Raw genomic sequence first — 21,702 nt, 5'->3', positions numbered from 1 at the left:
CGGAAGCGCCCGCTCATGTCCAAGTCGTCGGCCAGTAACCGCCGGATCATCCTGGCGGGAGCGAATCCTGGCCTCCGGCTGTTCGACGAGAACGGCAAGGTGACGGCGTACGCGTCGATCTGGATGGTCGACTGGTCGATCCGCGGCCCGGGTACGGCGGTGGTGCTGTGGTTCGACGGGATCGTCCGCGTGGTGTCCGAGGACGTCGATCTCGCCTCCTGGCTGGAGCGGTACTTCGTCCGCTCGTTCCTCGAGGTCCAGGGCCTGCCGTGGCACGAGCCGGCCGTCGAACGCGACCTGGTCCAGGTCTCGATGAACCTGGCCGACGGGTTGAGCGCCAAGGCCGCGGACATCCAGATCGAGATGAGCGGCGTACTGGACCGGCGGTTGTTCGCGACCGACAACTTCCAGCTTGCCGACGGCAACCACAGCCTCAGCCTGGTGATCGCCCCGGTCCGCGCCGCGACGGTCTCGATCGGCGGCGCCTCGGTGCCCGGTTTCGTTCAGGTCGACGGCTCACCGGACCGGCCGGGGTCGTCCGCGTTCCTCACGACCGCCGAGGTCTGGCAGCGCTGAACCAGTTCTCCATCCGCTCGACGGCGCGCTGATCGCCGCCGAGCACCCGCTGGAGCCTGAACAGGTACGCCGCGATCCCGGCCACGCCCTGCATCCAGCCCACGCCCGGCCGCAGCAACGGATCCTCGTCGCGGTACTCGACGAACCGCCAGTACCCCTCCGGGTAGGCGTGCTCGAGCAACGTGTCACCCATCCGTACGGCGAACTCCAGGTCCTGCTCGTCGCCGTCGCGGTGCCACGCGTCGAGGAACGCGTCGCCGACACCCGCCGTACCGCAGCAGCGGCCGTCGTTGTCCCAGAAACCCGGATGGAGGCGCTCGGGGATGCCGGAGTACCGCACGCCGTCCAGACATCGGTGACGCCACGTCTGCGGCGTCTCACCGGCGATCTCGGGTACGTCGGCGTACTCGAGCGCACTGAACGCCGACGCGGTCCCAGCACCGCCGTGGCACCAGTTGAACGTGTACTCGTCGCCGTGCCGCTCCGCCCACGGAATCACCCGCGGTACCCGAAAGCCTTTGTCGTCGTTGATTCCGAGCGTCACCAGGTGCTCGGCCCCGCGCCGCGCCACGTCGACGAGCTCAGGTCGCCCGAGCTCCACGCCGGCCACCGCGAGCACCGCCGCGATCCCCGCGAGGCCGTGCGAGAAGTTCGGCATCTCGGTCGGCTCGTCGGTGCGGAACCGGCGAGACACGAACTGCCAGTTGACGCCGGTGGGCAGCTTCTCCTGTTCGCCGAGGAGCAGATCCGCGGCCCGGTTCGCCAGCGCCGACGCGTCCTCACCGCGGCGGGTCGCCCACAGGGAACCGAGCAGGATCGCGCCTGTTCCGAGGGTCACGTCGTTGCCGACGGCACCTGGGGTGTATCTCGGTTCGTCGAGAAAGCTCTCCGACCAGCCGTTCGCGGTCGCCAACGCCTGAAGGCGTTCCAGCGCGGCGCTCGTGCCCGGCTGGTCGAGTGCGGTGAGCACTCCGATCGAGCTGACCAGTCCGTCGAAGAACGTGGTGCACGTGGCCGTCGGGATCCCCGCGCGCAGCCGATCGGCGATCCCGACGGCCAACGACTGCTCGGCGGGCGTCCACTGCCGCGTCAGCCGGATCTCCGCGAGCACATGCCCCAGACCACCGACGCCGCTGTGCATCCCGTCGGGGTACTTGTCCGGTCTGTCGCTGTCGCCGAAATCGGGGATCCACGGGCCGTCGTCATCCCACCGGACCTGGTCCATGACCCAACCCCAGGCCGTTTCGCCGATCTCGCCGTACGTCATGGCTGGGCGTTCCGGAGCCGGATGCCGCTCCACTCGAGGGTGCTGGTGGTGGCCGCGGCCCAGAAGTCGTGCAGCCGCTGCAGGACACGCAACTGGATCCCGGCCTCCTCGTGCAGCGCGAACAGATCGCCGACCCGCTCCGGCGTACCGAGAGGTCGTACCTCGGTCGTCGCGATGACGGCGGCGTCGTGCTCGACGAAGGCGTCGGCCGGGAGGCGGTACGCGTACAGCTCGACGGAGCGCATCGCGTCCAGCCAGCCGTACTCGACGGCGTGGACGCGGGAGCCGGAGCCGGCGCCGATGATCCGGTCGCGGTCCTCGGGAGTGGTGTTCGGTCCGACCCAGGCCATCGCTCGCGGGCATTGGCGGGGGAACCAGTAGTCCGGCGCGCGGTCGTGGCCGACGGCCCAGACGTACGCCGTGGCCTGCTGCGCCGTCTTCGCGACGTGCGGCCGGAAGATCTCGATGGTCGGATCCTCGGAGAAATGCAGAACCTCGCCGGCAGCCGGACGCATGCCTGGCAGCTTAGTCAGAGGTTGTGGTGCGGTGCGCGGGGGCTACGGGTTCAGACCGCAGTGGTTGCGCAGCCACGGCATCGGGTTGATCGGCTCGCCGCCGTCCGGCCGGACCTCGAAGTGCAGGTGCGGGCCGGTGGTGTTACCGGTCATCCCGACCGCGCCGACCTGGTCACCGGCGTACACGGTCTCGCCGACCTCGACGCTGAACTTCGACATGTGGTTGTACCAGGTGACGGTGCCGTCCTCGTGCCGGACCTGGACCTGCCGGCCGTACGGGCCGGCCCAGTCGGCGAAGATCACGACGCCCTTCATCACGGCGCCGATCCGGGTGCCCATCGGGGCGGCGAAGTCGGTGCCGGTGTGGTTGCGGGCCCAGCGGCTGCCGCCCTGCCCGAAGGTCGCGGTGATGTGGTAGCCGGAGACCATCATCTCGCAGCGGGTGGCCGACTCGCGGGCCTTCTGCTCGGCGGCTTCCTGCTTCGCCTTCGCGGTGGCCAGCGCGCTCGCGCGCTTCGCGGTGAGGGCCTGGGTGGCGTTCAGCTTCGCGGCGCGGGCCTGGGCCAGCTTCGCGGCGGCGGACTGCTTCTTGGTGGTCGTCGTGTCGGCCAGCTGGACCCGGGAGGAGTCACGGGTGGCGAGCTGGCGCGCCTGGATGCGTGCCGTGGTGATACCGGAGAGCTGCTGCCCACTGTCCAGGCTGAGCGCGGCGAGGTTGACCGCGGAGTTCGCCTGGGTCGGTGACGCCAGCGAGCTGTGGCTGAAGCCGACAGCTCCGGCTGCTGCGGCGAGCGCAGCGGTCAAACCGACGATCTGGGAGCTGGTGGGGGTATTACGCCTGGCGACGCGATGCTTGGCACTGTGACGTCCTGCGCCGGGTTTGCGCGCAGCGTTGCCGGGCGTGACGCGGTCTCCCGCGGCACGGTGCTGGGACACAACGTGGCCTTTCGGTCACAGGGGAGGGGCTAAGGGGAAAGCGAGGGGGAAGCTCTCTCCTCCTCTCGGGGGGTTTATTCCCCGGGAGGACTCACAGACCATAACGGAAGGGTCACAGGGTGACAAACCCCGCCACCCCCTTTTTCGGGGCTCCTTCACGAAACCTTTGCATGAGCGGCTGCACGTGCATCGGCCGGAATCGCCCAGAAAGCTTCCCGATCAGGCAGTTTTGGGTGCTTCGTCCAGGTGGGCCAGTACGCCGGTGATGCGGTGCACGACCTCGCCGTGGAACGGCAAGGACAGGTGGCCCACGCCGTGGACGCGGACATTGCTCGCCAGCAGATCGGGGTGCCTGATCCGGGCCCGCCGCTGCGGCACGATCAACTGGTCGACGTCGCTGTAGAACGCGATGAACCGGGTCCCGCAGTCCGGCGCCGGCTCGTCCAGTTCCGCCATCAGGTCGCTGTCCGGCCGGACCTGCTTCACCAGTGGCCACGGCAGCAGCTTGGCCGCGGCCGTGCCCTGGTGCGGCGTCCCCAGTGTCACGCAGGTGTGCACGCGGGCGTCGCCGCCGAGGCGCTGGATGTAGTACCGCGCGATCAGCCCGCCGAGGCTGTGCCCGATCACGTGGATCTGGTCGGATCCGGACGCCTCGCAGAGCGCTTCGATCTCGCGGCCCATCCGTTCCGCGGTACGGCGTACGTCCAGCGTCAGCGGTGAGTACGAGAACGTGTGGATGCTGCTGAACCCGCGCCGCACCAGGTGCCGGCGCATCATCGCGAAGACCGTGTGGTTGTCGATGATCCCGTGCGCGAGCAGGATCGGCGTACCGGCGGCCCGGATGTCGCTGACCAGCAGGCCGCGCTGGGCCGGACCGAGGCCGGTCAGGTTCAGTCGCGCGGGAAGTGCGGGAGAGCCGCTGACCAGGCCGAGCGGGTACATCGCCAGGTGCGTGGTCAGCCAGCCGAGCTCGACCGCCGCGCCGTGCAGCACGCTGGGCGAGAGTGCGGAGCGGGCGCCGTACGCGAGTCCGTCCAGTGCGCCGCGGACGTCGTCCTGCCAGGAGCCCATGCGCGCCTCCTCACCAAACCAGACCCCCCGGTGGTCCGATCACTTTCAACGGTAACCGGTTCCCGTTCCACGTGTGGGGGAACACACGCCGCCGTGTCTTATCCGTGAGGAACGCAGCGGTTAGCCTGCCCACATGTCTGCTACGAGCCCGTTGCGCGTTGTCGTCGCCAAGCCCGGTCTGGACGGTCATGACCGTGGCGCCAAGGTCGTCGCCCGTGCCCTGCGGGACGCCGGCATGGAGGTCATCTACACCGGGCTGCACCAGACCCCGGAGCAGATCGTCGAGACCGCGATCGCCGAGGACGCCGACGCGATCGGGCTGTCGGTGCTGTCCGGCGCGCACATGACGCTGTTCAAGCGGGTCCGCGAGCTGCTGGCCGAGCGGGACGCCGAGGACATCGTGGTGTTCGGCGGCGGCATCATCCCGGACGCCGACCTGCAGCCGCTGGCCGAGCTCGGCGTGCACAAGATCTTCACCCCGGGCGCGACGACCACCGAGATCGTCCAGTGGGTCCGCGGCAACGTCGGCGACGCGTCGGCCTCCCCGGCCTGAGGCCCGCTCAGCATGATTCCAGTGCGGTAACGGAGTCGCGCATCCGCTCCGGAGCGTGATGACGACTGCCCGGAGTCGTTCTGAACAGTCCTGCCCGGTTCAGCCAGGTTACTAATCGGTAATACCGAATCGTTAAGAAATACCCGGTTGTGCGGGCTTCCCAAACGCGGTCGCATACAGCCATGCGGCTGTCCGGTTCAGAGACCGCCGAGACGGAACATGTGTGTGGCTCAGAACACATCGGCCCCGATCTCGGTTACTGTCCGGACATGGCGGATCGCAGCGCGGTGGGGGAATGCGATCGGCCGCCGCAGGACCAAGCGATGTCCCACTCGGGAGAGGGCAGGTAAACGATGAGGTTTGAACGATCACACGCACGCAGGACGGCTTTCGTGGCCGTCGCAAGCAGCTTCGCGCTGCTGGCCACCGCGTGTGGTGGTGGCGACGACGGAAGCAGCGGTAGCGGGGGCAGCTCGGCCGCAGCGCTCGAAGGCCGGGGACCGATCACCCTTGCCAGTGGCAAGGACACGTCCGGAAACCTGCAGAACCAGCTCAATGCCTGGAATGCGTCGCACCCGAACGAGAAGGTGGAGCTCAAGGAGCTCCCCGAGGACGCCAACGCGCAGCGGCAGCAGATGATCCAGAACGCGCAGGCCCAGTCCGACGCGTTCAGTGTGCTGTCGATGGACGTTGTCTGGACGTCGGAGTTCGCGGCGAACCAGTGGGTCACCCAGATCCCTGAGGACAAGGTCCCCGACCTGGGCAAGCTGATCCCGGCGACGGTGGAGACCGCGAAGTACCGCGACAAGCTGTACGGCGTGCCGGTGACCTCCGACGGCGGCCTGCTCTACTACCGCAAGGACCTGCTGACCAAGGCCGGTATCGCGGAGGCTCCGAAGACCTGGGACGAGATGCTCGCCGCCTGCCAGAAGGTGGCCGCGCTGCCCGAGGCCAAGGGCATGAGCTGCTACTCCGGTCAGTTCGAGAAGTACGAGGGCCTGACCGTCAACTTCGCCGAGGCGGTCAACTCGGCCGGCGGCGTGATCGTCGACAAGGACGGCAAGCCGAACGTCAACACCCCGGAGGCCAAGGCCGGTCTCGAGGAGCTGGTGAACGGGTTCAAGACCGGCGCCATCCCGAAGGCCGCGATCACCTACAAGGAGGAAGAGAGCCGGCGCGCGTTCCAGGAGGGCAAGCTGCTCTTCCTGCGCAACTGGCCGTACGTGTACGCGAAGGCCGAGGCGACCGACGGCTCGTCGAAGGTGGCCGGTAAGTTCGCGGTCGCGCCGCTGCCGGGCAAGACCGGCCCGGGTGTCTCGTCGCTCGGTGGTCACGACTACGCGATCAGCTCGTTCGCCAAGAACAAGGCGACCGCGCTCGACTTCATCAACTTCATGGCGAGCGAAGAGCGCCAGAAGGCGAACATCGAGAAGACGTCGCAGGCGCCGAGCTGGGCCTCGCTGTACGACGACCCGGCGCTGACCAAGCAGTTCCCGTACCTGGCGCCGCTGAAGGCCTCGATCCTCGGTGCGCAGCCGCGGCCGCGGGTGGTCAAGTACGGCGACGTGACGGCCGCGATCCAGGCGGCCGCGTACGACACGTTGAAGCCGGGCTCGACGGTGACGCCGGACAAGGCGCTCGCCGACCTGCAGACCAAGCTAGAGACGCTGATCACGAACTGACCGTCGTGCCGGGGCCGGTGTGTGGGGAGGTTGTGACCACACACCGGCCCCGGCCAGTCCCTGCCCGGGGTCGCCCGGGAAACTAAGGAGGCACAGGTGACTGCAAGCACGCCGGTCCCGGAAGGACCGGCCAGTACATCGAAGCGCCAGCAGCGGTTCAACGAGGGCACCGGCCGGCTGGCCGCGATACTGCTCTCCCCGACGCTGCTCGTGCTCGCCGTGGTGGTGCTGTTCCCGATCATCTCGGCGCTGAAGGAATCGCTGTTCCAGAGCGGGCAGCGGCTCGACGAGAACGGCTTCATCGTCAAGGGCTCGACCTTCGTCGGGCTCGACAACTACCTGGACATCTTCCGCGGCGAGACCGGTGACCGGTTCTGGAACGCGTTCTACAACACGACGTTCTTCACCGTGGTGTGTGTGGTCCTGGAGACCGTCCTCGGCGTCGCGATGGCGCTGATCATGCACAAGGCCTTCAAGGGCCGGGGCCTCGTCCGGGCCAGCATCCTGGTCCCGTGGGCGATCCCGACCGTCATCTCGGCGCTGCTCTGGAAGTGGATCTTCCAGGCCGACGGCATCGCCAACACCCTGCTCGGTTCCCAGGTGCTGTGGTCGACGGAGGGCTGGCAGTCGAAGCTCTCGGTGGTGATCGCGGACACCTGGAAGACCGCGCCCTTCATCGGCCTCCTGGTCCTGGCCGGGCTGCAGACCATCCCGGCCGAGGTCTACGAGGCCGCGAAGGTGGACGGAGCGAACGCCTGGCGGACCTTCACCCGGATCACGCTGCCGTTGGTGAAGCCGGCGCTGCTGGTGGCAGTGCTGTTCCGGATCCTCGACACGCTGCGGATCTTCGACCTGCCGTTCGTCCTGGTCGGCCAGCACAAGAACTCGGTCGAGACGCTCTCGATGCTCGCGTACGACGAAGCATCCAATGTCCGCTTCGGGCCGGCGGCGGCGTATGCGACGTTGTTGTTCCTCTACGTCGCGGTGGTCGCCTACCTGTTCGTGAAGATCCTCGGTGCCGACGTGATCGGTGAGGCCCGAGCGAAGAAGCCCGGTGGCGGGCGACGGAAGAAGAACGGTGGCGCGGGTGCCGCGGCAGCGACGGCGGCGGTCGGCGTCAGCGCGGCGTCCGGTTCCGGGAGGAGTATCTGATGGCCAGTGACATCCCCCAGATCCGGGCCGGCGAGCACGCGTGGATCAAGAAGTGGCTGCCGCTGATCGGCGTGCTGATCATCGTCCTCTACTGCCTGGCGCCGTTCTACTGGATGGTGGTTTCGGCGTTCCGCCGGCCGTCCGACCAGTTCTCGAACGACATCATCCCGGCGCCGATCTCGCTCCAGAACTTCAAGGACGTGTTCGCCGGGCCCAACGGCTTCGGCCGAGGGCTGCTGAACAGCCTGATCGTGGCCGGAACGGTGACGATCCTGACGCTGGTCATCGGCATGATCGCGGCGTACACCCTGGCGCGGCTGGACTTCAAGTTCAAGAACGTCGTACTGGCGATCATCATCACCACGTCGATGTTCCCGGGCATCTCGCTGGTGGTGCCGCTGCTGAAGCTGTTCGTCGACATCAAGTGGATCAACACCTACCAGGCGATGATCGTGCCGAGCCTGTCGTTCGCGCTGCCACTGGCGGTGTGGAACCTGACGTCGTTCTTCCGGCAGATGCCGCAGGAGCTCGAGCAGGCGGCGATGGTGGACGGCTGTACGCCGGCCCAGGCGTTCCGCAAGGTCATCATCCCGTTGGCGGCGCCCGGTGTGTTCACCACCGCCATCATCACGTTCATCGCGGCCTGGAACGAGTTCCTGATCGCGCTGAGCATGACCAACAAGAAGTCGATCCAGACGGCGAACGTGATCGTCTCGCAGTTCACCGGTACGACGGGCCGCGACCAACCGTTCGGCAGCCAGATGGCCGCCGGTGTGGTGGTCACGATCCCGCTCGTGATCGCCGTACTGCTGTTCCAGCGCCGTATCGTCGCCGGCCTCACGGCAGGTGGCGTGAAGTGAGCTGGCGGGATCGGGCCGATCGGGACCGCCGCGACCGGGAAGACCGGGACCGGCGGGACCGCGAGGACCGGGACCGCCGCGATCGCGAGGACCGGGACCGCCGGGACCGCGAAGCCCGCGATCGCCTGCGGAACCGCTGACACAAAGAAACGGCCGGAGCCAACGCTCCGGCCGTTTCCTTTGGGTCAGACCTGGAGCCAGACGGTGGTGTCCACCGGGAGTTCGCCGTTCGGCAGCGGCTCGCTGCTCAGCAGGACCTTCTCGTGGGCGGGCAGGGCGATCGCGCTGTCGCTGGCGTTCACGACGCAACGGAAGCCGGGATCGCGGGTGAAGGACAGGATGCCCTCGGCGGCGTCCGGGTCCCAGGCGAGGCGGCCTTCGCCGAGGGCCGGGTGTTCGTGACGGATCTTGAGAGCCGCCTTGTAGAGACTGAGGTGACTGCCGGGGTCTCCGGCCTGGGCCTCGGCGGTCAGACCCGCCCAATCGGACGGCTGCGGAAGCCACGGCTGAGCCGTGCCCGGCCTATTGGGTGGTGGGGCGGGTTTGCGAATAGCACTGAAGCCGTACGGCGGCTCGGAGCCGGACCACGGGATCGGGACCCGGCAGCCGTCGCGCCCGCGGACGGTGTGCCCGGAACGCTCCCACGTGGGGTCGTCGAGCACGTCCTCGGGCAGGTCCTCGACCTCGGGCAGCCCGAGCTCGTCACCCTGGTAGATGTACGCGCCACCGGGCAGCGCCAGTTCCAGCAGCGCGGCGGCTCGCGCCCGGCGCAGCCCGAGCTCCAGATCGGTCGGTACGACGCCCGCACCCTCCAACGCGTCCCGATGGTCCCGGCCGTACCGCGTGCGGTGCCGGATCGTGTCGTGGTTGCTCAGCACCCACGTCGCCGGCGCTCCGACCGCCCACAGGTTGTCGGTGGTGTGGTCGATGACCTCACGCAGCTCTTTCGCGTCCCACGCAGCGCGCAGGGCGTCGAAGTTGAAGGCCGAGTGCAGTTCGTGCGGCCGCACGTACTGCGCCAGCCGCTCGGCCGGCGACAGCCACGCCTCCGCCACGAAGACCCGGGGCCCCTGCGGCGTATCGGCGTACTCGTCGGCGATCGCGCGCCAGCGCTGATGGATGGTGTGCACCCCGGGCTGGTCGTAGAACGGGTTCCCGACGTACTTCTCCCGCGTCGGCTCCCCGTTGTGCAGCGGTACGTCGGGCAACGCCGGGTCCTTCGCCATCGAGTCGGCGACGTCGATCCGGAACCCGTCGACGCCGCGGTCGAACCAGAACCGCAGGATCGCGTCGAACTCCTCGATCACCTTCGGGTTGTCCCAGTTCCAGTCCGGCTGGGAGATGTCGAACAGGTGCAGGTACCACTGCCCGTCGTCGATCTGCTGCCAGGCGCCGCCACCGAACGCGGCCGGCCAGTTGGTCGGCGGCAGGCCGTCCTCGGAGTCCCGGAACCAGAACAGGTCCCGTTCCGGAGAACCCTTGTCCGCCGCCAGCGCGGCCTTGAACCACGGGTGTTCCCAGGAGCAGTGGTTCGGCACCAGGTCGATCAGGATCCGCAGCCCCAGCGCGTGCGCCTCGGCGATCAGCGCGTCCGCGTCCGCGAGGGTGCCGAACTCCGGGTTGATGTCGCGGTAGTCGGCGACGTCGTACCCGCCGTCGAGCAGCGGGGACGGGTACCACGGGCTGATCCAGATCGCGTCGACGCCGAGCTCGGCGAGGTACCGCAGCCGGGCGCGGATCCCGTTCACGTCGCCGGTTCCGTCACCGTCGGCGTCGGCGAACGAGCGCGGGTACACCTGGTAGACGACGGCGCTACGCCACCAGTCGTCAGCTGGTCTGATCTCAGGATCGGTCATGTGATCTAGCCTGACATGGGGCCTGAGGGAGGCTGTGACGGTCGTCTCAGCCGGGACCCCGCCTGTTGCTCCCGGCACGAGGGTGGCTACTGTCAGAAGCCCCGTACAGGCGAGAGAGGGACCACACTCGTGGATCTGATGGAATTCCAGGCGAAGACGGTCTTCGCCAAGCACGGAGTGCGGACGACCGTGGGTGCGGTCGTCACGACTCCGGAGGAAGCCCGCGCGGCGGCCGAGAAGATCGGCGGCCGGGTGGTCGTGAAGGCCCAGGTCAAGACCGGTGGGCGCGGCAAGGCCGGCGGCGTCAAGCTGGCGAGCAGCCCGGACGAGGCCGAGGAGAAGGCCCGCGAGATCCTCGGGCTGGACATCAAGGGTCACGTCGTCAAGATCCTGAACATCGTCCCGGCCGCGGCGATCGCCGAGGAGTACTACTTCTCGTTCCTGATCGACCGGGCCAACCGCAACTACCTCTGCATCGCCTCCGCCGCCGGCGGCATGGAGATCGAGGAGGTCGCGCACACGAACCCGGACGCGGTCGCGAAGATCTCGATCGACCCGGCGACCGGTGTGGACGAGGCGAAGGCGCGGGAGATCGCGGTCGCCGCGAAGTACCCGGCCGACGTGATCGACGCCGTCGTACCGGAGATCGTCAAGCTGTACGACGTGTTCATCGCCGAGGACGCCTCGCTGGTCGAGGTGAACCCGCTGGTCAAGCTCGAGGACGGCAACGTCGAGGCGCTGGACGGCAAGGTCACGCTGGACGAGAACGCGGACTTCCGGCACCCGGACCACGCCGAGTTCGAGGACGTCTCGGCGGCCGACCCGCTGGAGGCGGCGGCCAAGGCCAAGGGCCTGAACTACGTGAAGCTGGACGGCTCGGTCGGCATCATCGGCAACGGCGCGGGTCTGGTCATGTCGACTCTGGACGTCGTCGCGTACGCCGGTGAGGAGTTCGGTGGGCAGAAGCCGGCGAACTTCCTCGACATCGGCGGCGGCGCGAGCGCCGAGGTGATGGCGAACGGCCTGGAGATCATCATCTCCGACCCGCAGGTGGAGAGCGTGTTCGTGAACGTCTTCGGCGGCATCACCGCCTGTGACGCGGTCGCGAACGGCATCGTGCAGGCGTTCGAGCTGCTGGCGAGCCGCGGCGAGCACGTCGCCAAGCCGCTGGTCGTCCGGCTGGACGGCAACAACGCCGAGGAGGGCCGCCGGATCCTCGACGAGGCAGGCCTGGCCGGTCTGGAGCGGGTCGACACGATGGACGGCGCCGCCAAGCGCGCCGCCGAGCTGGCTGCGAAGTAAGGGATCGCCGAACAATGTCTATCTTCCTGACCAAGGACAGCAAGGTCATCGTCCAGGGCATGACCGGCTCCGAGGGCACCAAGCACACCACCCGGATGCTCGCCTCGGGCACCAACATCGTCGGCGGCGTGAACCCGCGTAAGGCGGGCCAGAGCCAGGACTTCGACGGCAAGGCGGTCGCGGTGTTCGGCACCGTCGCCGACGCGGTCAAGGAGACCGGCGCGAACGTGTCGGTCATCTTCGTCCCGCCGAAGTTCACCAAGGACGCCGTACTGGAGGCCGTCGAGGCCGAGGTGCCGCTGGTCGTGGTGATCACCGAGGGCGTGCCGGTGCACGACACCGCCGCGTTCTTCGCCGCCGCGCAGGCGTCCGGCAAGACCCGGATCATCGGCCCGAACTGCCCCGGCATCATCACGCCGGGCGAGTCGAACGCCGGCATCATCCCGGCCGACATCGCCGGCCAGGGCCGGATCGGTCTGGTGTCGAAGTCCGGCACGCTGACCTACCAGATGATGTACGAGCTGCGGGACTTCGGGTTCTCGACCGCGATCGGGATCGGTGGCGACCCGATCATCGGGACCACGCACATCGACGCGCTGCGGGCGTTCCAGGACGACCCGGACACCGACGCGATCGTGATGATCGGTGAGATCGGTGGTGACGCCGAGGAGCGGGCGGCCGCGTTCATCAAGGAGAACGTGACCAAGCCGGTCGTCGGGTACGTCGCCGGCTTCACCGCGCCGGAGGGCAAGACGATGGGCCACGCCGGCGCGATCGTCTCCGGCTCGTCCGGTACGGCGGCCGCGAAGCAGGAGGCCCTCGAGGCCGTCGGCGTGAAGGTCGGCAAGACGCCGTCCGAGACCGCCAACCTGATGCGCGAGATCATGCAGGGCCTGAGCAAGTAGGTCGTTGCCGAAACGGGACCTGCCCCTTCGGGGGTGGGTCCCGTTTCTACTTGTAGGCGGCGGAGCGGTCGACCGCGCGGGCGAGCGTCTCGTTGAACGCCGCGTCGGTGAGGTCCAGCTCCTTCAGCACCGGGAAGAGCAGGTAGACCGCCCGGTTCCCGGACTCGGCGATCCCGATCCGGTAGACGAACTTCTTCCCGTCGCCGGTGTCGTACGTCGCCTTCCAGCTCTTGCCAGACATCGTGTTGGTCTTCACCGTGCCGGTCGACTCGACCTTCGCGTTCGAGACGTCCTTCTCGCAGGCGTCGACGTTCTTCTTGACCTGACTCACGAAGCTCGACGCCGCGGCTGCGGTGGCGAACTTGGCGACCGTGTCGTCGAACCCGAACTCGGTCGGCACCTTCGCCTCTGGAGTCACATACGTGACCGTGCCGTACTTCGCCGCCTTCGCCTTCTTGAGGTCGAACCTCTCGCATCCGGTGCCCTTACCGGTCGTCGCGACGGCGCTTACCCACGGCTTGTCGATCTCGTCCAGCAGCGGCAGGTCGACCGACGCCATGAAGCCCGGGGTGTCGGTGTTCGGCAGCAGGGCCGGTTTCACCATCGGTGCGCCGGTCGCGCAGCCGCCGGTCTGGGCGCAGATCTTCTTCGCCGCCGCGCTCGCGGTGGCCAGCACGACGTCCGGCCGGGGCGGCGTGGCGGCCATCGTGTCGTGCTCGATGACCATCGTCGCCTGCCCGGCGAGCGTGACCGCGACGGTCTTGTACTTCGTCTTCGCGCCGGGGACCTGCCCGAAGACGGCGATCACGCCGCGCTCACCGACGCCGGTGGTCACGTAACCGGCCGACAGCCGGGTCTGCGGCGTCGTGCACTGGCTGAGCCAGTGGACGACCGTGTTGTAGGTCTTGGCAGCGGTAGCCTTGTCGTTCGACACGTCGACGTACTGGACGGCGGTGTCCTTGGTGGCCGAGTTCTGCAGGGTGCGGACCCAGGTCCGCAGGCCGGACGGGTCGGCGAACCGCTGCGACTGGCAGGCGAACGCGCTGTCCGGGGCCGAGTCTCCGTCCGCGGTCTTGGTGACCGCCCAGGTGCCGGTGGCGCCGAGCGTCTTCGCGCCCGCGGCGTCCAGCAGCGCCTTGTCGTCGGCGAGTACGTCGGAATTGGTCGGCTTGTCGTCCGAGGGGCCGTTGCCGGCCTTCGCACCCGGCTCCTCGTCGCCGCCGAACGCGTTCAGCGCGGCGACACCGCCGCCGCCGACCAGCACCACGACCGCGACGCCTGCTGCGATCGTCTGGTTCCGCTTGCGCGCCTTCTGACGGCGTGCCTCCCGGGCAGCGGCGCGACCGCCGCCGCGTGATGCACGGTGGGAACCGGCCAAAGCTCGTCCTCCTGACTGATTCCACCCGACAGTACCGGGTGAACCCACCCCGCTCCCACTCAGCTACCAACAGGCGAACACCTGTGAACTGAGCGTGAGCAAGCGGGCTGAAGTCTCCCACATCCGGCGTGTCAGGACGAGTGGCGTCCGTGACCGGGGAGACGATGGGAGTCAGATGACCGACATGCTGAGCCGCCCCGGCGCCCGGGACGGCGAGACGAGCGTTCCGCCCACGTCGGAGATCGCGGCCCAGACCAAGCCCTTGGTCGTGTCGGCCGTGATCTCAGCCGGAGCGTGTCTGCTGACGGGTCTGCTCACCTGCGCCGCGGTCGCCGTCATCGGCTGGCTGGGCGCGACGTTCGGCGGTGCGTCCGGCGCGGTCCGGGCCGGAGCGTCGGCCTGGCTGATCGCGCACAAGGCCGGGGTGTCGATCGGCACCGGCCGGATCAGCATCGCGCCGCTCGGCCTGACACTGTTCTTCGCCTGGTGCCTGTACCGCGGCGGCAAGTCGGCGGCCCGGTCCAGCGCCGCCGACCGGACCAGGGACCTGATCGCGCTGGCCGGGGCGTTCGCGTTCGTCTACGGCCTCGGCGGGCTCGTCGTGGCGTTGCTCACGGCGGAGGGCTCGCTCAAGGTGTCGCCGCTGTCCGCGTTCCTGGGCACGTTCTCGCTGGCGCTGGTGGCCGGGCTCGCGGGTATCGCGGTCGAGTCCGGAGCGGCCGAGGACCTCGCGGACGCCACACCGGCCGGTCTGCGGGACGCCGTAACCGGCGCGATGGCCGCCGTCCTGACCGTGATCGCGATCGCCTCGCTGCTGTACGGCGTACTGCTCGCGATCCACTTCTCCCGGATCACCGGGATGCTCGAACTTCTGGACGCCGGCGCGATCGGGTCGGTCGTGCTGTTCGCGATCTGCCTGATGCTGGTGCCGAACATGGTGCTGTACGTCGTCGCGTTCCTCGCCGGGCCCGGGTTCCAGCTGGGGGTCGGTACGACGATCGCGCCGACCGGCGTGGACGTGGGGAACCTGCCGGCGCTCCCGCTGCTGGCCGCAGTACCTGCCGACGGCGCCACGCCGTCGTACCTGCTGGTGCTGACGGCCGTGGTGCCGCTGGTCGCGGGTGCGGTCGCGGGTCTGGTCGTCGTACGGCGGGGGCTCGCGGAGCGGGACGCTGACGCGCTGGGATGGGACGCGTTCGCGCTGCGCGGTGCGATGGCGGCGCTCGTCGCCGGCGTCATCGTGTTCGCGCTGATGGCGCTGTCGGGCGGATCGGCGGGGCCCGGGCGGATGTCCGCGGTCGGCGTTCCGGGGGCGCTGCCGGCGGCCGGCGTACTGGCGGCAGGCATGGCGATCGGGGCCGCGATCACGGCCGCGGTGGTCTCCGCGCGGCGACCGGCTGACGGAGAGGCCGACAGCGGGCGATAGGCTTCCCGCCGTGACTGCTTCTGACCCGGGTTCTGCGCGCCTTGTCGTGCTCGTGTCGGGCTCGGGGTCGAACCTGCAGGCCTTGCTGGACGCCTGTGCCGACCCGACGTACGGCGCTCAGGTCGTCGCCGTCGGCGCCGACCGCGACGGGATCGCCGGCCTGGACCGGGCCGCGGCCGCCGGGGTGCCGACCTTCGTGCACAAGGTGAAGGAGTACCCGTCACGCCCTGACTGGGATCGTGCGCTGACTGCGTCCGTCACGCAGTACAAGCCTGATCTGGTCGTGTCGGCGGGCTTCCTGAAGCTGGTCGGCGACGACTTCCTGGAGTCGTTCGGCGACCGCTACATCAACACCCACAACGCGCTGCTGCCGGCGTTCCCCGGGATCCACGGGCCCCGGGACGCGCTGGAGTACGGCGTGAAGGTCGCCGGGGCGACGCTGTTCTTCGTGGACGGCGGCGTCGACACCGGGCCGATCATCGCGCAGGTCGTCGTACCGGTTGAGGACGACGACACCGAAGAAGCCCTGACCGAACGGATCAAGGACGTCGAACGCCGCCAGTTGGTGGAGTGGGTCGGCCGCCTGGTCCGGCAGGGCTGGACTATCACTGGACGAAAGGTTCGACTGAAGTGAGCACCGACCGCAGGCCGATCCGCCGCGCGCTGATCAGCGTGTACGACAAGACCGGTCTGGAGGAGCTCGCTTCCGCGCTGCACGCCGCCGGTGTCCAGCTGGTGTCGACCGGTTCCACCGCGGCGCGGATCGCCGCGGCCGGCGTGCCGGTGACCAAGGTCGAGGAGCTGACCGGGTTCCCGGAGTGCCTGGACGGGCGGGTCAAGACCCTGCACCCGATGGTGCACGCCGGGCTGCTGGCCGACGTACGGCGGGACGAGCACGTCGAGCAGCTGCGGGAGATGCGGGTCGAGCCGTTCGACCTGCTGGTGAGCAACCTGTACCCGTTCACCGAGACGGTCGCGTCCGGCGCGTCGGTCGACGAGTGCATCGAGCAGATCGACATCGGCGGGCCGTCGATGGTGCGTGGCGCGGCGAAGAACCACGCGAACGTCGCGGTGGTGACGTCGGCCGCGCAGTACCCGGCGCTGTTCGCCGCGCTCGAGGAGGGCGGTTTCTCGCTGGAGGAGCGGGCCCGGTTGGCGGCCGCTGCCTTCGTGCACACGGCGGAGTACGACATCGCGGTCGCGTCCTGGATGGGCAACGTGCTCACCGACTCGAGCGAGGGGTCCGGATTCCCTGCGTGGGTGGGTGCTTCGTGGGAGAAGTCCGCCGTCCTGCGGTACGGCGAGAACCCGCATCAGCCGGCCGCGCTGTACCTGAACGGCAAGGGCGGGCTGGCCGCGGCGGAGCAGCTGCACGGCAAGGAGATGTCGTACAACAACTACGTCGACGCCGACGCGGCCCGGCGTACCGCCTATGACTTCAGCGAGCCGGCGGTCGCGATCATCAAGCACGCGAACCCGTGCGGGATCGCCGTCGGCAAGGACATCGCGGAGGCCCACCGGCGCGCGCACGAGTGCGACCCGGTGTCGGCGTACGGCGGTGTGATCGCGACGAACCGCCCGGTCTCGGTGGACCTCGCCAAGCAGGTCGCGGAGATCTTCACCGAGGTGCTGGTGGCGCCTGCCTTCGAGGACGGCGCCGTCGAGATCCTACAGGCGAAGAAGAACATTCGGTTGCTCGTGGCACCGGCTGTCTCCGCGGACGAGACGGTCGAGTTGCGCGCGATCAGCGGCGGCCTGCTGCTGCAGCACCGCGACCGTTTCCAGGCCGAAGGTGACGACCCGGCCGCGTGGACCCTCGCCGCCGGGTCGGCCGCCTCGGACGAGGTGCTCGCCGATCTCGCGTTCGCCTGGAAGGCGTGCCGCGCGGTCAAGTCCAACGCGATCCTGCTCGCCGCCGACGGCGCCTCGGTCGGCGTCGGCATGGGCCAGGTCAACCGCGTCGACTCCTGCCGCCTGGCCGTCTCCCGCGCCGGCGACCGCGCCACCGGCTCAGTCGCCGCCTCCGACGCCTTCTTCCCCTTCCCCGACGGCCTCGAGGTCCTCATCGAAGGCGGCGTCAAAGCAGTGGTCCAGCCCGGCGGCTCCATCCGCGACGAAGCAGCCATCGAAGCCGCCACCAAAGCCGGCATCACCATGTACTTCACCGGAACCCGCCACTTCTTCCACTGATCTCCGGACTATCTGAAGCGGCGGCGGTACGAGACCTGGTGACCGTTGTCGCGGGATTCGGGGGCTTGGGTCCAGCCGGTCTTGGTGTAGAAGGTTTGGCCCTGCGGGTAGTTGGCGAGGGTCCAGAGGATTGCTTCGTCGTACTGCGCGGCTAGTTCGTCGAGGGCCTTCTGCATGAGGGCGGTGCCGACTCCGTGGCGCCAGTACGGCGGGTCGACGGCGATCGTGTCGAGTTCACCCAGGTCGGGGTCGATCGGGTCCCGGCTCGGTCCGATCCCGACGAAGCCCGCGGTGACGCCGTCGACCTCGGCAACCCACCAGTTGCCGCCAGCAAGGGTTTCCGACCAGCGGGCGATCCGCCCGGCGTCCAGCACCGCGGTCGGCATCAGCGTTTGGAAACCGTCGTTCCATGAGTCGACGTAGATCCGGGCAACCGTCGGCCCGTCGTCAGCAGTGGCAGGGCGAAGGGTGACCATCCGCCTGATTATTCCAATGCCGGCAGTCTCCCGCAGCTGACTTGTCAGTTGGGGACGATGATGGCGAGTACTGCGATGGCGGTCGCGGTCAGGAGGAGGAAGATGATGTCGAACATACGGCTGCGGACGTGGAGGAGGCCCGCGGCTGTGTCGGAGAGGGTGGCTCGGAGGAGGCCGGCGAGGCCTACCGCGCCGGCGAAGACGAAGACGCCGTTGCGCCAGTTGTAGAACCAGAGCACGACCAGGCCGGCGAGCGCGACCAGGAGCGTCAACGCCAGGGGCCATTGGCTCCGGCGCTGGGCCTCACCCGCCATCAGCACGCCACACCCAGCTCGGCCGCGTACGCCGTACTGCCGGGGATCACTGGGGGAGGCTCGATTCGGCGGCTTCGACCACGTTCGTGAGGAGCATCGCGCGGGTCATCGGACCGATACCGCCGGGCATCGGCGCGATCCAGGCGGCCTGCTCGCGGGCCGCGGCCTCGATGTCGCCGACGATCTTGCCTTCGGCGCTGCGGCTGGTGCCGACGTCGAGGAGTACGGCGCCGGGCTTCACCATGTCCGCGGTGATCAGGCCGGCCGACCCCGCGGCGGCGATCACGATGTCGCCGGTACGCACGACGGCGGCCAGGTCCTTCGTGCCGGTGTGGCACTGCGTCACGGTCGCGTTCTCGCTGCGCCGGGTGAACAGCAGGCCCATCGGCCGTCCCGCGGTCACCCCGCGGCCGACGACGACCACGTGCGCGCCGGCGATCGGTACGTCGTACCGCCGGAGGAGCTCCACGCAGCCCTTCGGGGTGCACGGCAGCGGGCCGTCCTGGCCGAGGACGAGCTTGCCGAGGCTGACCGGGTGCAGGCCGTCGGCGTCCTTGGCGGGGTCGATCAGGCCGAGGATCGTGTTCGTGTCGACGTGCTTGGGGAGCGGGAGCTGGACGATGAAGCCGGTGCATTCCGGGTTGTCGTTGAGCTCCTGCACCTTCGCGGCGATCTCGTCCTGGGTCGCGGTGGCCGGCAGCTCGACCTGGATCGAGGAGATCCCGACCGCCGCGCAGTCGCGGTGCTTGCCCGCCACGTACGCCCGGCTGCCCGGGTCGTCACCCACCAGGATCGTGCCGAGCCCGGGCACCACGCCCTGCTCGGCGAGCTTCGCGACCCGGACCTTCAACTCGTCCTTGATCGCCGCCGCCGTCGCCTTGCCATCCAGAATCTGCGCCGTCACGACCCCAGAGTCTGCCACGCACCGACCCCGGACCCCTACCCGGACCGCCCCCACTCACCAACCACGCCCCGTCGAGCGCCCCGACGCGGGGAGCCGGCCGAGCGAGGCGGGTCGGGGTGGGTTGGTGAGTGGCTGGGGTCCGGATCGCCAGGCCATCACAAATGGTGGTCGGCCGGGCGGCCACGCGGGCCGCCCGGCCGAGGCGGGCAATTGTGATGGGCTGGGCGATCGGGTCAGCTCGTCAGTTTGTAGACGGTGGTGCTGCCGACGGTGGTCGCCGTGTAGTTCGACTCGACCCAGGACTGGATCTCGCTGGCGGCGGAGGTGCTCTGGCCACCGCCGCCACCGCCCTGGCCGCCGGCGATGTAGTACGAGATCTTGCCTTCGGCCACCCATTGCTTGAACTGGGCGAGCGTGGGTGCGTCGTCGGTGCCGCTGAAGCCGCCGATGGCGATGACGGACTTGCCGGTCGCGAGCTCGAGCGAGGCCGCCGACTGGGAGCCGCTGGTTGCGGCGGCCCAGGTCGTGGTGGTCTTCGACAGCAGAGCCGTCAGTTCACTACTGGCGGAGGCGTCGCCGCCCATCCCACCATCCCCTGAACTCCCACCCGACTCCGACGCCCCGCCCGCCCCAGCGCCAGTCGAGCTGGTCGATCCGGTGATCCCGCTTGGGGGAGTGCCGGTGGGGGCGCCTGTGCCGCCGGGGCCGCCGGCTCCGCGGGTGCCGCCGCCGCCACCTCCGCCGCCGCCCATCGCGCTGCTGCTCGGACCCGACGTCGGGATCGAACCGTTGTGCGTCTGCGACGCCGTGGCCGCCGCGTACGCCGTGCTTCCCAGCCCGAGCGAAACCACAACCGCCAGGACAACAGCAGGCAGTGCCCGCCGGAGTCGACGCCCGGCCAGCAGCAGGAGGGCGGCGATTGCACCGGCCGCGAGTACGACGTACTTCGCCCACGGCACGAAGTCCGACGTACGACCAAGCAGCACGTAGTCCCAAACGCTCGTCGCCAGCACCATCGCGGCCAGCGTGATCCGCGCCGTCAGCGCAGCCCGCTGCTTCCAGGCGATGGAGATGCCCATTCCCACCAGCCCGCCGATGGCCGGGGCGAGCGCGACGGCGTAGTACGGGTGGATCGTCCCGCTCATGAAGCTGAAGACGCCCGCGGTCACGAGCAGCCAACCGCCCCACAACACCAGCCCGGCCCGGACCAGGTCGGTCCGCGGTGCGCGCCGCGTCAGCCACAACCCACCGACCAGCGCGATCAATGCCGCAGGCAACAACCAGGAGATCTCGGTGCCGAACGCGGAACCGAACATCCGGGTGATCCCGGTGCTTCCGCCGAACCCGGTGTTCGTGCTGCCGCCACCGCCACCGCCACCGCCGCCGTTGCCCGAACCGCCCAGCAGCCGCCCGAGCCCGTTGTAGCCAAGGGCAAGTTCGAGCAGCGAGTTGTTGGTCGACCCACCGATGTAGGGACGGCTCGACGCGGGCCACAGTTCGACCAGCGCGACGTACCAGCCGGCACTCACGATCAGCGCACCGAGCGCGCCGATCAGATGCAGCAGCCGCCGGCGGAACGGCGTCGGCGCCGCGATCAGGTACACCAGCGTGAAGGCCGGCAGCACCAGCAACGCCTGCCCCATCTTGGTCAGGAACGCGAACCCGATCGCCACCCCGGCCAGCGCGAGCCACCGCGCCGACGCCTTCTCCAGCGACCGTACGACGAAGTACGCCGCAGCCACCATCAGCAGCACGAGGAACGCATCCGGGTTGTTGAACCGGAACATCAGTACGGCGACCGGCGTCAACGCCAGCGCACTACCCGCGATCAGCCCCGCGACCGGACCGACGACGCGCTTCACGGTCAGGTACAGCACCCCGACCGCCGCGATCCCCATGAACGCCTGCGGTGCCAGCACAGTGAAGCTGTTGAACCCGAACAGCCGCGCGAACGCGGTCGCCACCCACAGCGCGCCCGGCGGCTTGTCCACCGTGATCGCGTTCCCCGCGTCGAGCGACCCGAACAGCCACGCCTTCCAGCTCTGCGTCCCGGCCAGCTCCGCGGCGGCGTAGAAACTGTTCCCGTACCCCGAGGCGGTCAGGTTCCACAGGTACAGGAACGCCGTACCCACCAGCATCGCCAGCGCCGCCGGCCGGACGTACGCCGCCTGCTCAGCGGGCCCACGCGCAAGCCGGCGCAGTCTCCCGGGTGGTCGGACCGGGGGTTCGGCAGGCGGTTCCTGCACAACAGGTCGGTCGAGCAGCGTCGTCATGATCGTCTCCAGTTCGGCGTACGGCTTCCACTGACGACGGTGCCAACCGGGCCTCCGGCCACCCTG

General features: G+C 69.2%; 21 protein-coding genes. 11 read left to right on the top strand and 10 right to left on the bottom strand.

Features of this window, described 5'->3' with window-relative positions:
- The first annotated feature begins 15 nt into the window (after window positions 1-15).
- Window positions 16-576 carry a hypothetical protein gene (locus E0H45_RS32590; RefSeq protein WP_131344578.1) on the top strand — a complete coding sequence of 187 codons (561 nt, stop codon included), beginning with the start codon at window positions 16-18 and terminating at the stop codon, window positions 574-576.
- Here the strand turns inward: E0H45_RS32590 and E0H45_RS32585 are convergent.
- The 4 genes from E0H45_RS32585 to E0H45_RS32570 form a co-directional block, all read right to left on the bottom strand.
- Window positions 548-1,801 (bottom strand): lanthionine synthetase LanC family protein, encoded by a 1,254-nt coding sequence (locus tag E0H45_RS32585; protein WP_131344577.1) that lies wholly within the window; start codon window positions 1,799-1,801, stop codon window positions 548-550. The two genes, E0H45_RS32590 and E0H45_RS32585, sit on opposite strands and share 29 nt — an antisense overlap.
- A gap of 38 nt (window positions 1,802-1,839) precedes the next feature.
- The gene (locus E0H45_RS32580; RefSeq protein ID WP_131344575.1) at window positions 1,840-2,358 is read right to left on the bottom strand and encodes a DUF6886 family protein; all 519 of its coding nucleotides are present in this window, start codon (window positions 2,356-2,358) and stop codon (window positions 1,840-1,842) included.
- A gap of 42 nt (window positions 2,359-2,400) precedes the next feature.
- Window positions 2,401-3,162 carry a M23 family metallopeptidase gene (locus tag E0H45_RS32575; protein ID WP_131344573.1) on the bottom strand — a complete coding sequence of 254 codons (762 nt, stop codon included), beginning with the start codon at window positions 3,160-3,162 and terminating at the stop codon, window positions 2,401-2,403.
- A 351-nt stretch (window positions 3,163-3,513) separates the two neighbouring features.
- Complete coding sequence (locus E0H45_RS32570) at window positions 3,514-4,365, bottom strand: esterase/lipase family protein (protein WP_131344572.1); 852 nt, start codon at window positions 4,363-4,365, stop codon at window positions 3,514-3,516.
- Window positions 4,366-4,498: 133 nt separating this feature from the next.
- Between E0H45_RS32570 and E0H45_RS32565 the strand changes: the two genes are divergently transcribed.
- The 5 genes from E0H45_RS32565 (at window position 4,499) to E0H45_RS42635 (ending at window position 8,752) form a co-directional block, all read left to right on the top strand.
- The gene (locus tag E0H45_RS32565) at window positions 4,499-4,918 is read left to right on the top strand and encodes a coenzyme B12-dependent isobutyryl CoA mutase small subunit (RefSeq protein WP_131344570.1); all 420 of its coding nucleotides are present in this window, start codon (window positions 4,499-4,501) and stop codon (window positions 4,916-4,918) included.
- Between the two features lie 392 nt (window positions 4,919-5,310).
- Window positions 5,311-6,600, top strand: coding sequence for an ABC transporter substrate-binding protein (locus tag E0H45_RS32560; RefSeq protein WP_238155459.1), 1,290 nt, complete (start codon window positions 5,311-5,313; stop codon window positions 6,598-6,600).
- 96 nt (window positions 6,601-6,696) lie between these two features.
- Window positions 6,697-7,752: a carbohydrate ABC transporter permease gene (locus E0H45_RS32555; protein ID WP_131344566.1), complete on the top strand. Its 1,056-nt coding sequence runs from the start codon at window positions 6,697-6,699 to the stop codon at window positions 7,750-7,752.
- On the top strand, window positions 7,752-8,612 hold the full coding sequence (locus E0H45_RS32550) for a carbohydrate ABC transporter permease (RefSeq protein WP_131344564.1): 861 nt from the start codon (window positions 7,752-7,754) through the stop codon (window positions 8,610-8,612). Before E0H45_RS32555 ends, E0H45_RS32550 begins: the two co-directional genes overlap by 1 nt.
- Entirely contained in the window at window positions 8,609-8,752 is a 144-nt protein-coding gene (locus tag E0H45_RS42635) for a hypothetical protein (RefSeq protein WP_165546677.1), read from the top strand. Before E0H45_RS32550 ends, E0H45_RS42635 begins: the two co-directional genes overlap by 4 nt.
- A gap of 45 nt (window positions 8,753-8,797) precedes the next feature.
- On the opposite strand, the gene E0H45_RS32545 is transcribed toward E0H45_RS42635, so the two are convergent.
- Window positions 8,798-10,468 (bottom strand): glycoside hydrolase family 13 protein, encoded by a 1,671-nt coding sequence (locus E0H45_RS32545; RefSeq protein ID WP_131344562.1) that lies wholly within the window; start codon window positions 10,466-10,468, stop codon window positions 8,798-8,800.
- 129 nt (window positions 10,469-10,597) lie between these two features.
- Between E0H45_RS32545 and sucC the strand changes: the two genes are divergently transcribed.
- Complete coding sequence (gene sucC / locus E0H45_RS32540; RefSeq protein ID WP_131344560.1) at window positions 10,598-11,770, top strand: ADP-forming succinate--CoA ligase subunit beta; 1,173 nt, start codon at window positions 10,598-10,600, stop codon at window positions 11,768-11,770.
- Window positions 11,771-11,784: 14 nt separating this feature from the next.
- Window positions 11,785-12,675 (top strand): succinate--CoA ligase subunit alpha, encoded by an 891-nt coding sequence (gene sucD, locus E0H45_RS32535; RefSeq protein WP_130382925.1) that lies wholly within the window; start codon window positions 11,785-11,787, stop codon window positions 12,673-12,675.
- Between the two features lie 46 nt (window positions 12,676-12,721).
- Here the strand turns inward: sucD and E0H45_RS32530 are convergent, their stop codons facing one another.
- Window positions 12,722-14,053, bottom strand: coding sequence for a hypothetical protein (locus tag E0H45_RS32530; protein ID WP_131344558.1), 1,332 nt, complete (start codon window positions 14,051-14,053; stop codon window positions 12,722-12,724).
- Between the two features lie 175 nt (window positions 14,054-14,228).
- Here E0H45_RS32530 and E0H45_RS32525 point away from each other — a divergent pair, with 175 nt between their 5' ends.
- The 3 genes from E0H45_RS32525 to purH are packed head-to-tail and all read left to right on the top strand — an operon-like array spanning window position 14,229 to window position 17,669.
- Window positions 14,229-15,479 carry a cell division protein PerM gene (locus E0H45_RS32525; RefSeq protein WP_131344556.1) on the top strand — a complete coding sequence of 417 codons (1,251 nt, stop codon included), beginning with the start codon at window positions 14,229-14,231 and terminating at the stop codon, window positions 15,477-15,479.
- 10 nt (window positions 15,480-15,489) lie between these two features.
- A complete protein-coding gene (purN, locus tag E0H45_RS32520) occupies window positions 15,490-16,113 on the top strand; it encodes a phosphoribosylglycinamide formyltransferase (protein ID WP_131344554.1) in 624 nt (207 codons plus the stop codon).
- Window positions 16,110-17,669, top strand: coding sequence for a bifunctional phosphoribosylaminoimidazolecarboxamide formyltransferase/IMP cyclohydrolase (gene purH, locus E0H45_RS32515; protein WP_131344552.1), 1,560 nt, complete (start codon window positions 16,110-16,112; stop codon window positions 17,667-17,669). Before purN ends, purH begins: the two co-directional genes overlap by 4 nt.
- 8 nt (window positions 17,670-17,677) lie before the next feature.
- Here the strand turns inward: purH and E0H45_RS32510 are convergent, their stop codons facing one another.
- From E0H45_RS32510 to E0H45_RS32495, 4 genes are all read right to left on the bottom strand, one after another.
- The gene (locus tag E0H45_RS32510) at window positions 17,678-18,145 is read right to left on the bottom strand and encodes a GNAT family N-acetyltransferase (RefSeq protein WP_131344550.1); all 468 of its coding nucleotides are present in this window, start codon (window positions 18,143-18,145) and stop codon (window positions 17,678-17,680) included.
- 44 nt (window positions 18,146-18,189) lie between these two features.
- A complete protein-coding gene (locus E0H45_RS32505) occupies window positions 18,190-18,459 on the bottom strand; it encodes a DUF3017 domain-containing protein (RefSeq protein WP_131344548.1) in 270 nt (89 codons plus the stop codon).
- Between the two features lie 46 nt (window positions 18,460-18,505).
- Window positions 18,506-19,363, bottom strand: a complete 858-nt coding sequence (locus tag E0H45_RS32500; RefSeq protein WP_131344546.1) for a bifunctional methylenetetrahydrofolate dehydrogenase/methenyltetrahydrofolate cyclohydrolase — start codon at window positions 19,361-19,363, stop codon at window positions 18,506-18,508.
- 233 nt (window positions 19,364-19,596) lie between these two features.
- Window positions 19,597-21,636 carry a glycosyltransferase family 39 protein gene (locus E0H45_RS32495; protein ID WP_131344544.1) on the bottom strand — a complete coding sequence of 680 codons (2,040 nt, stop codon included), beginning with the start codon at window positions 21,634-21,636 and terminating at the stop codon, window positions 19,597-19,599.
- Window positions 21,637-21,702: the final 66 nt, after the last annotated feature.

This window comes from Kribbella soli (assembly GCF_004331345.1).
Lineage (GTDB): Bacteria > Actinomycetota > Actinomycetes > Propionibacteriales > Kribbellaceae > Kribbella > Kribbella soli.
Note: the sequence above shows the minus strand (reverse complement) of the source record. Positions and strands in the feature narration are given on the sequence as shown.

Coding starts and splice junctions, on each gene's coding strand:
- E0H45_RS32550 (WP_131344564.1), top strand. CDS start 7,752: ATGGCCAGTGACATCCCCCAGATCCGGGCCGGCGAGCACGCGTGGATC.
- E0H45_RS32565 (WP_131344570.1), top strand. CDS start 4,499: ATGTCTGCTACGAGCCCGTTGCGCGTTGTCGTCGCCAAGCCCGGTCTG.
- E0H45_RS32585 (WP_131344577.1), bottom strand. CDS start 1,801: ATGGACCAGGTCCGGTGGGATGACGACGGCCCGTGGATCCCCGATTTC.
- E0H45_RS32525 (WP_131344556.1), top strand. CDS start 14,229: ATGACCGACATGCTGAGCCGCCCCGGCGCCCGGGACGGCGAGACGAGC.
- sucD (WP_130382925.1), top strand. CDS start 11,785: ATGTCTATCTTCCTGACCAAGGACAGCAAGGTCATCGTCCAGGGCATG.
- E0H45_RS32590 (WP_131344578.1), top strand. CDS start 16: ATGTCCAAGTCGTCGGCCAGTAACCGCCGGATCATCCTGGCGGGAGCG.
- E0H45_RS32510 (WP_131344550.1), bottom strand. CDS start 18,145: ATGGTCACCCTTCGCCCTGCCACTGCTGACGACGGGCCGACGGTTGCC.
- E0H45_RS32580 (WP_131344575.1), bottom strand. CDS start 2,358: ATGCGTCCGGCTGCCGGCGAGGTTCTGCATTTCTCCGAGGATCCGACC.
- E0H45_RS32495 (WP_131344544.1), bottom strand. CDS start 21,636: ATGACGACGCTGCTCGACCGACCTGTTGTGCAGGAACCGCCTGCCGAA.
- E0H45_RS32545 (WP_131344562.1), bottom strand. CDS start 10,468: ATGACCGATCCTGAGATCAGACCAGCTGACGACTGGTGGCGTAGCGCC.
- E0H45_RS32570 (WP_131344572.1), bottom strand. CDS start 4,365: ATGGGCTCCTGGCAGGACGACGTCCGCGGCGCACTGGACGGACTCGCG.
- E0H45_RS32505 (WP_131344548.1), bottom strand. CDS start 18,459: ATGGCGGGTGAGGCCCAGCGCCGGAGCCAATGGCCCCTGGCGTTGACG.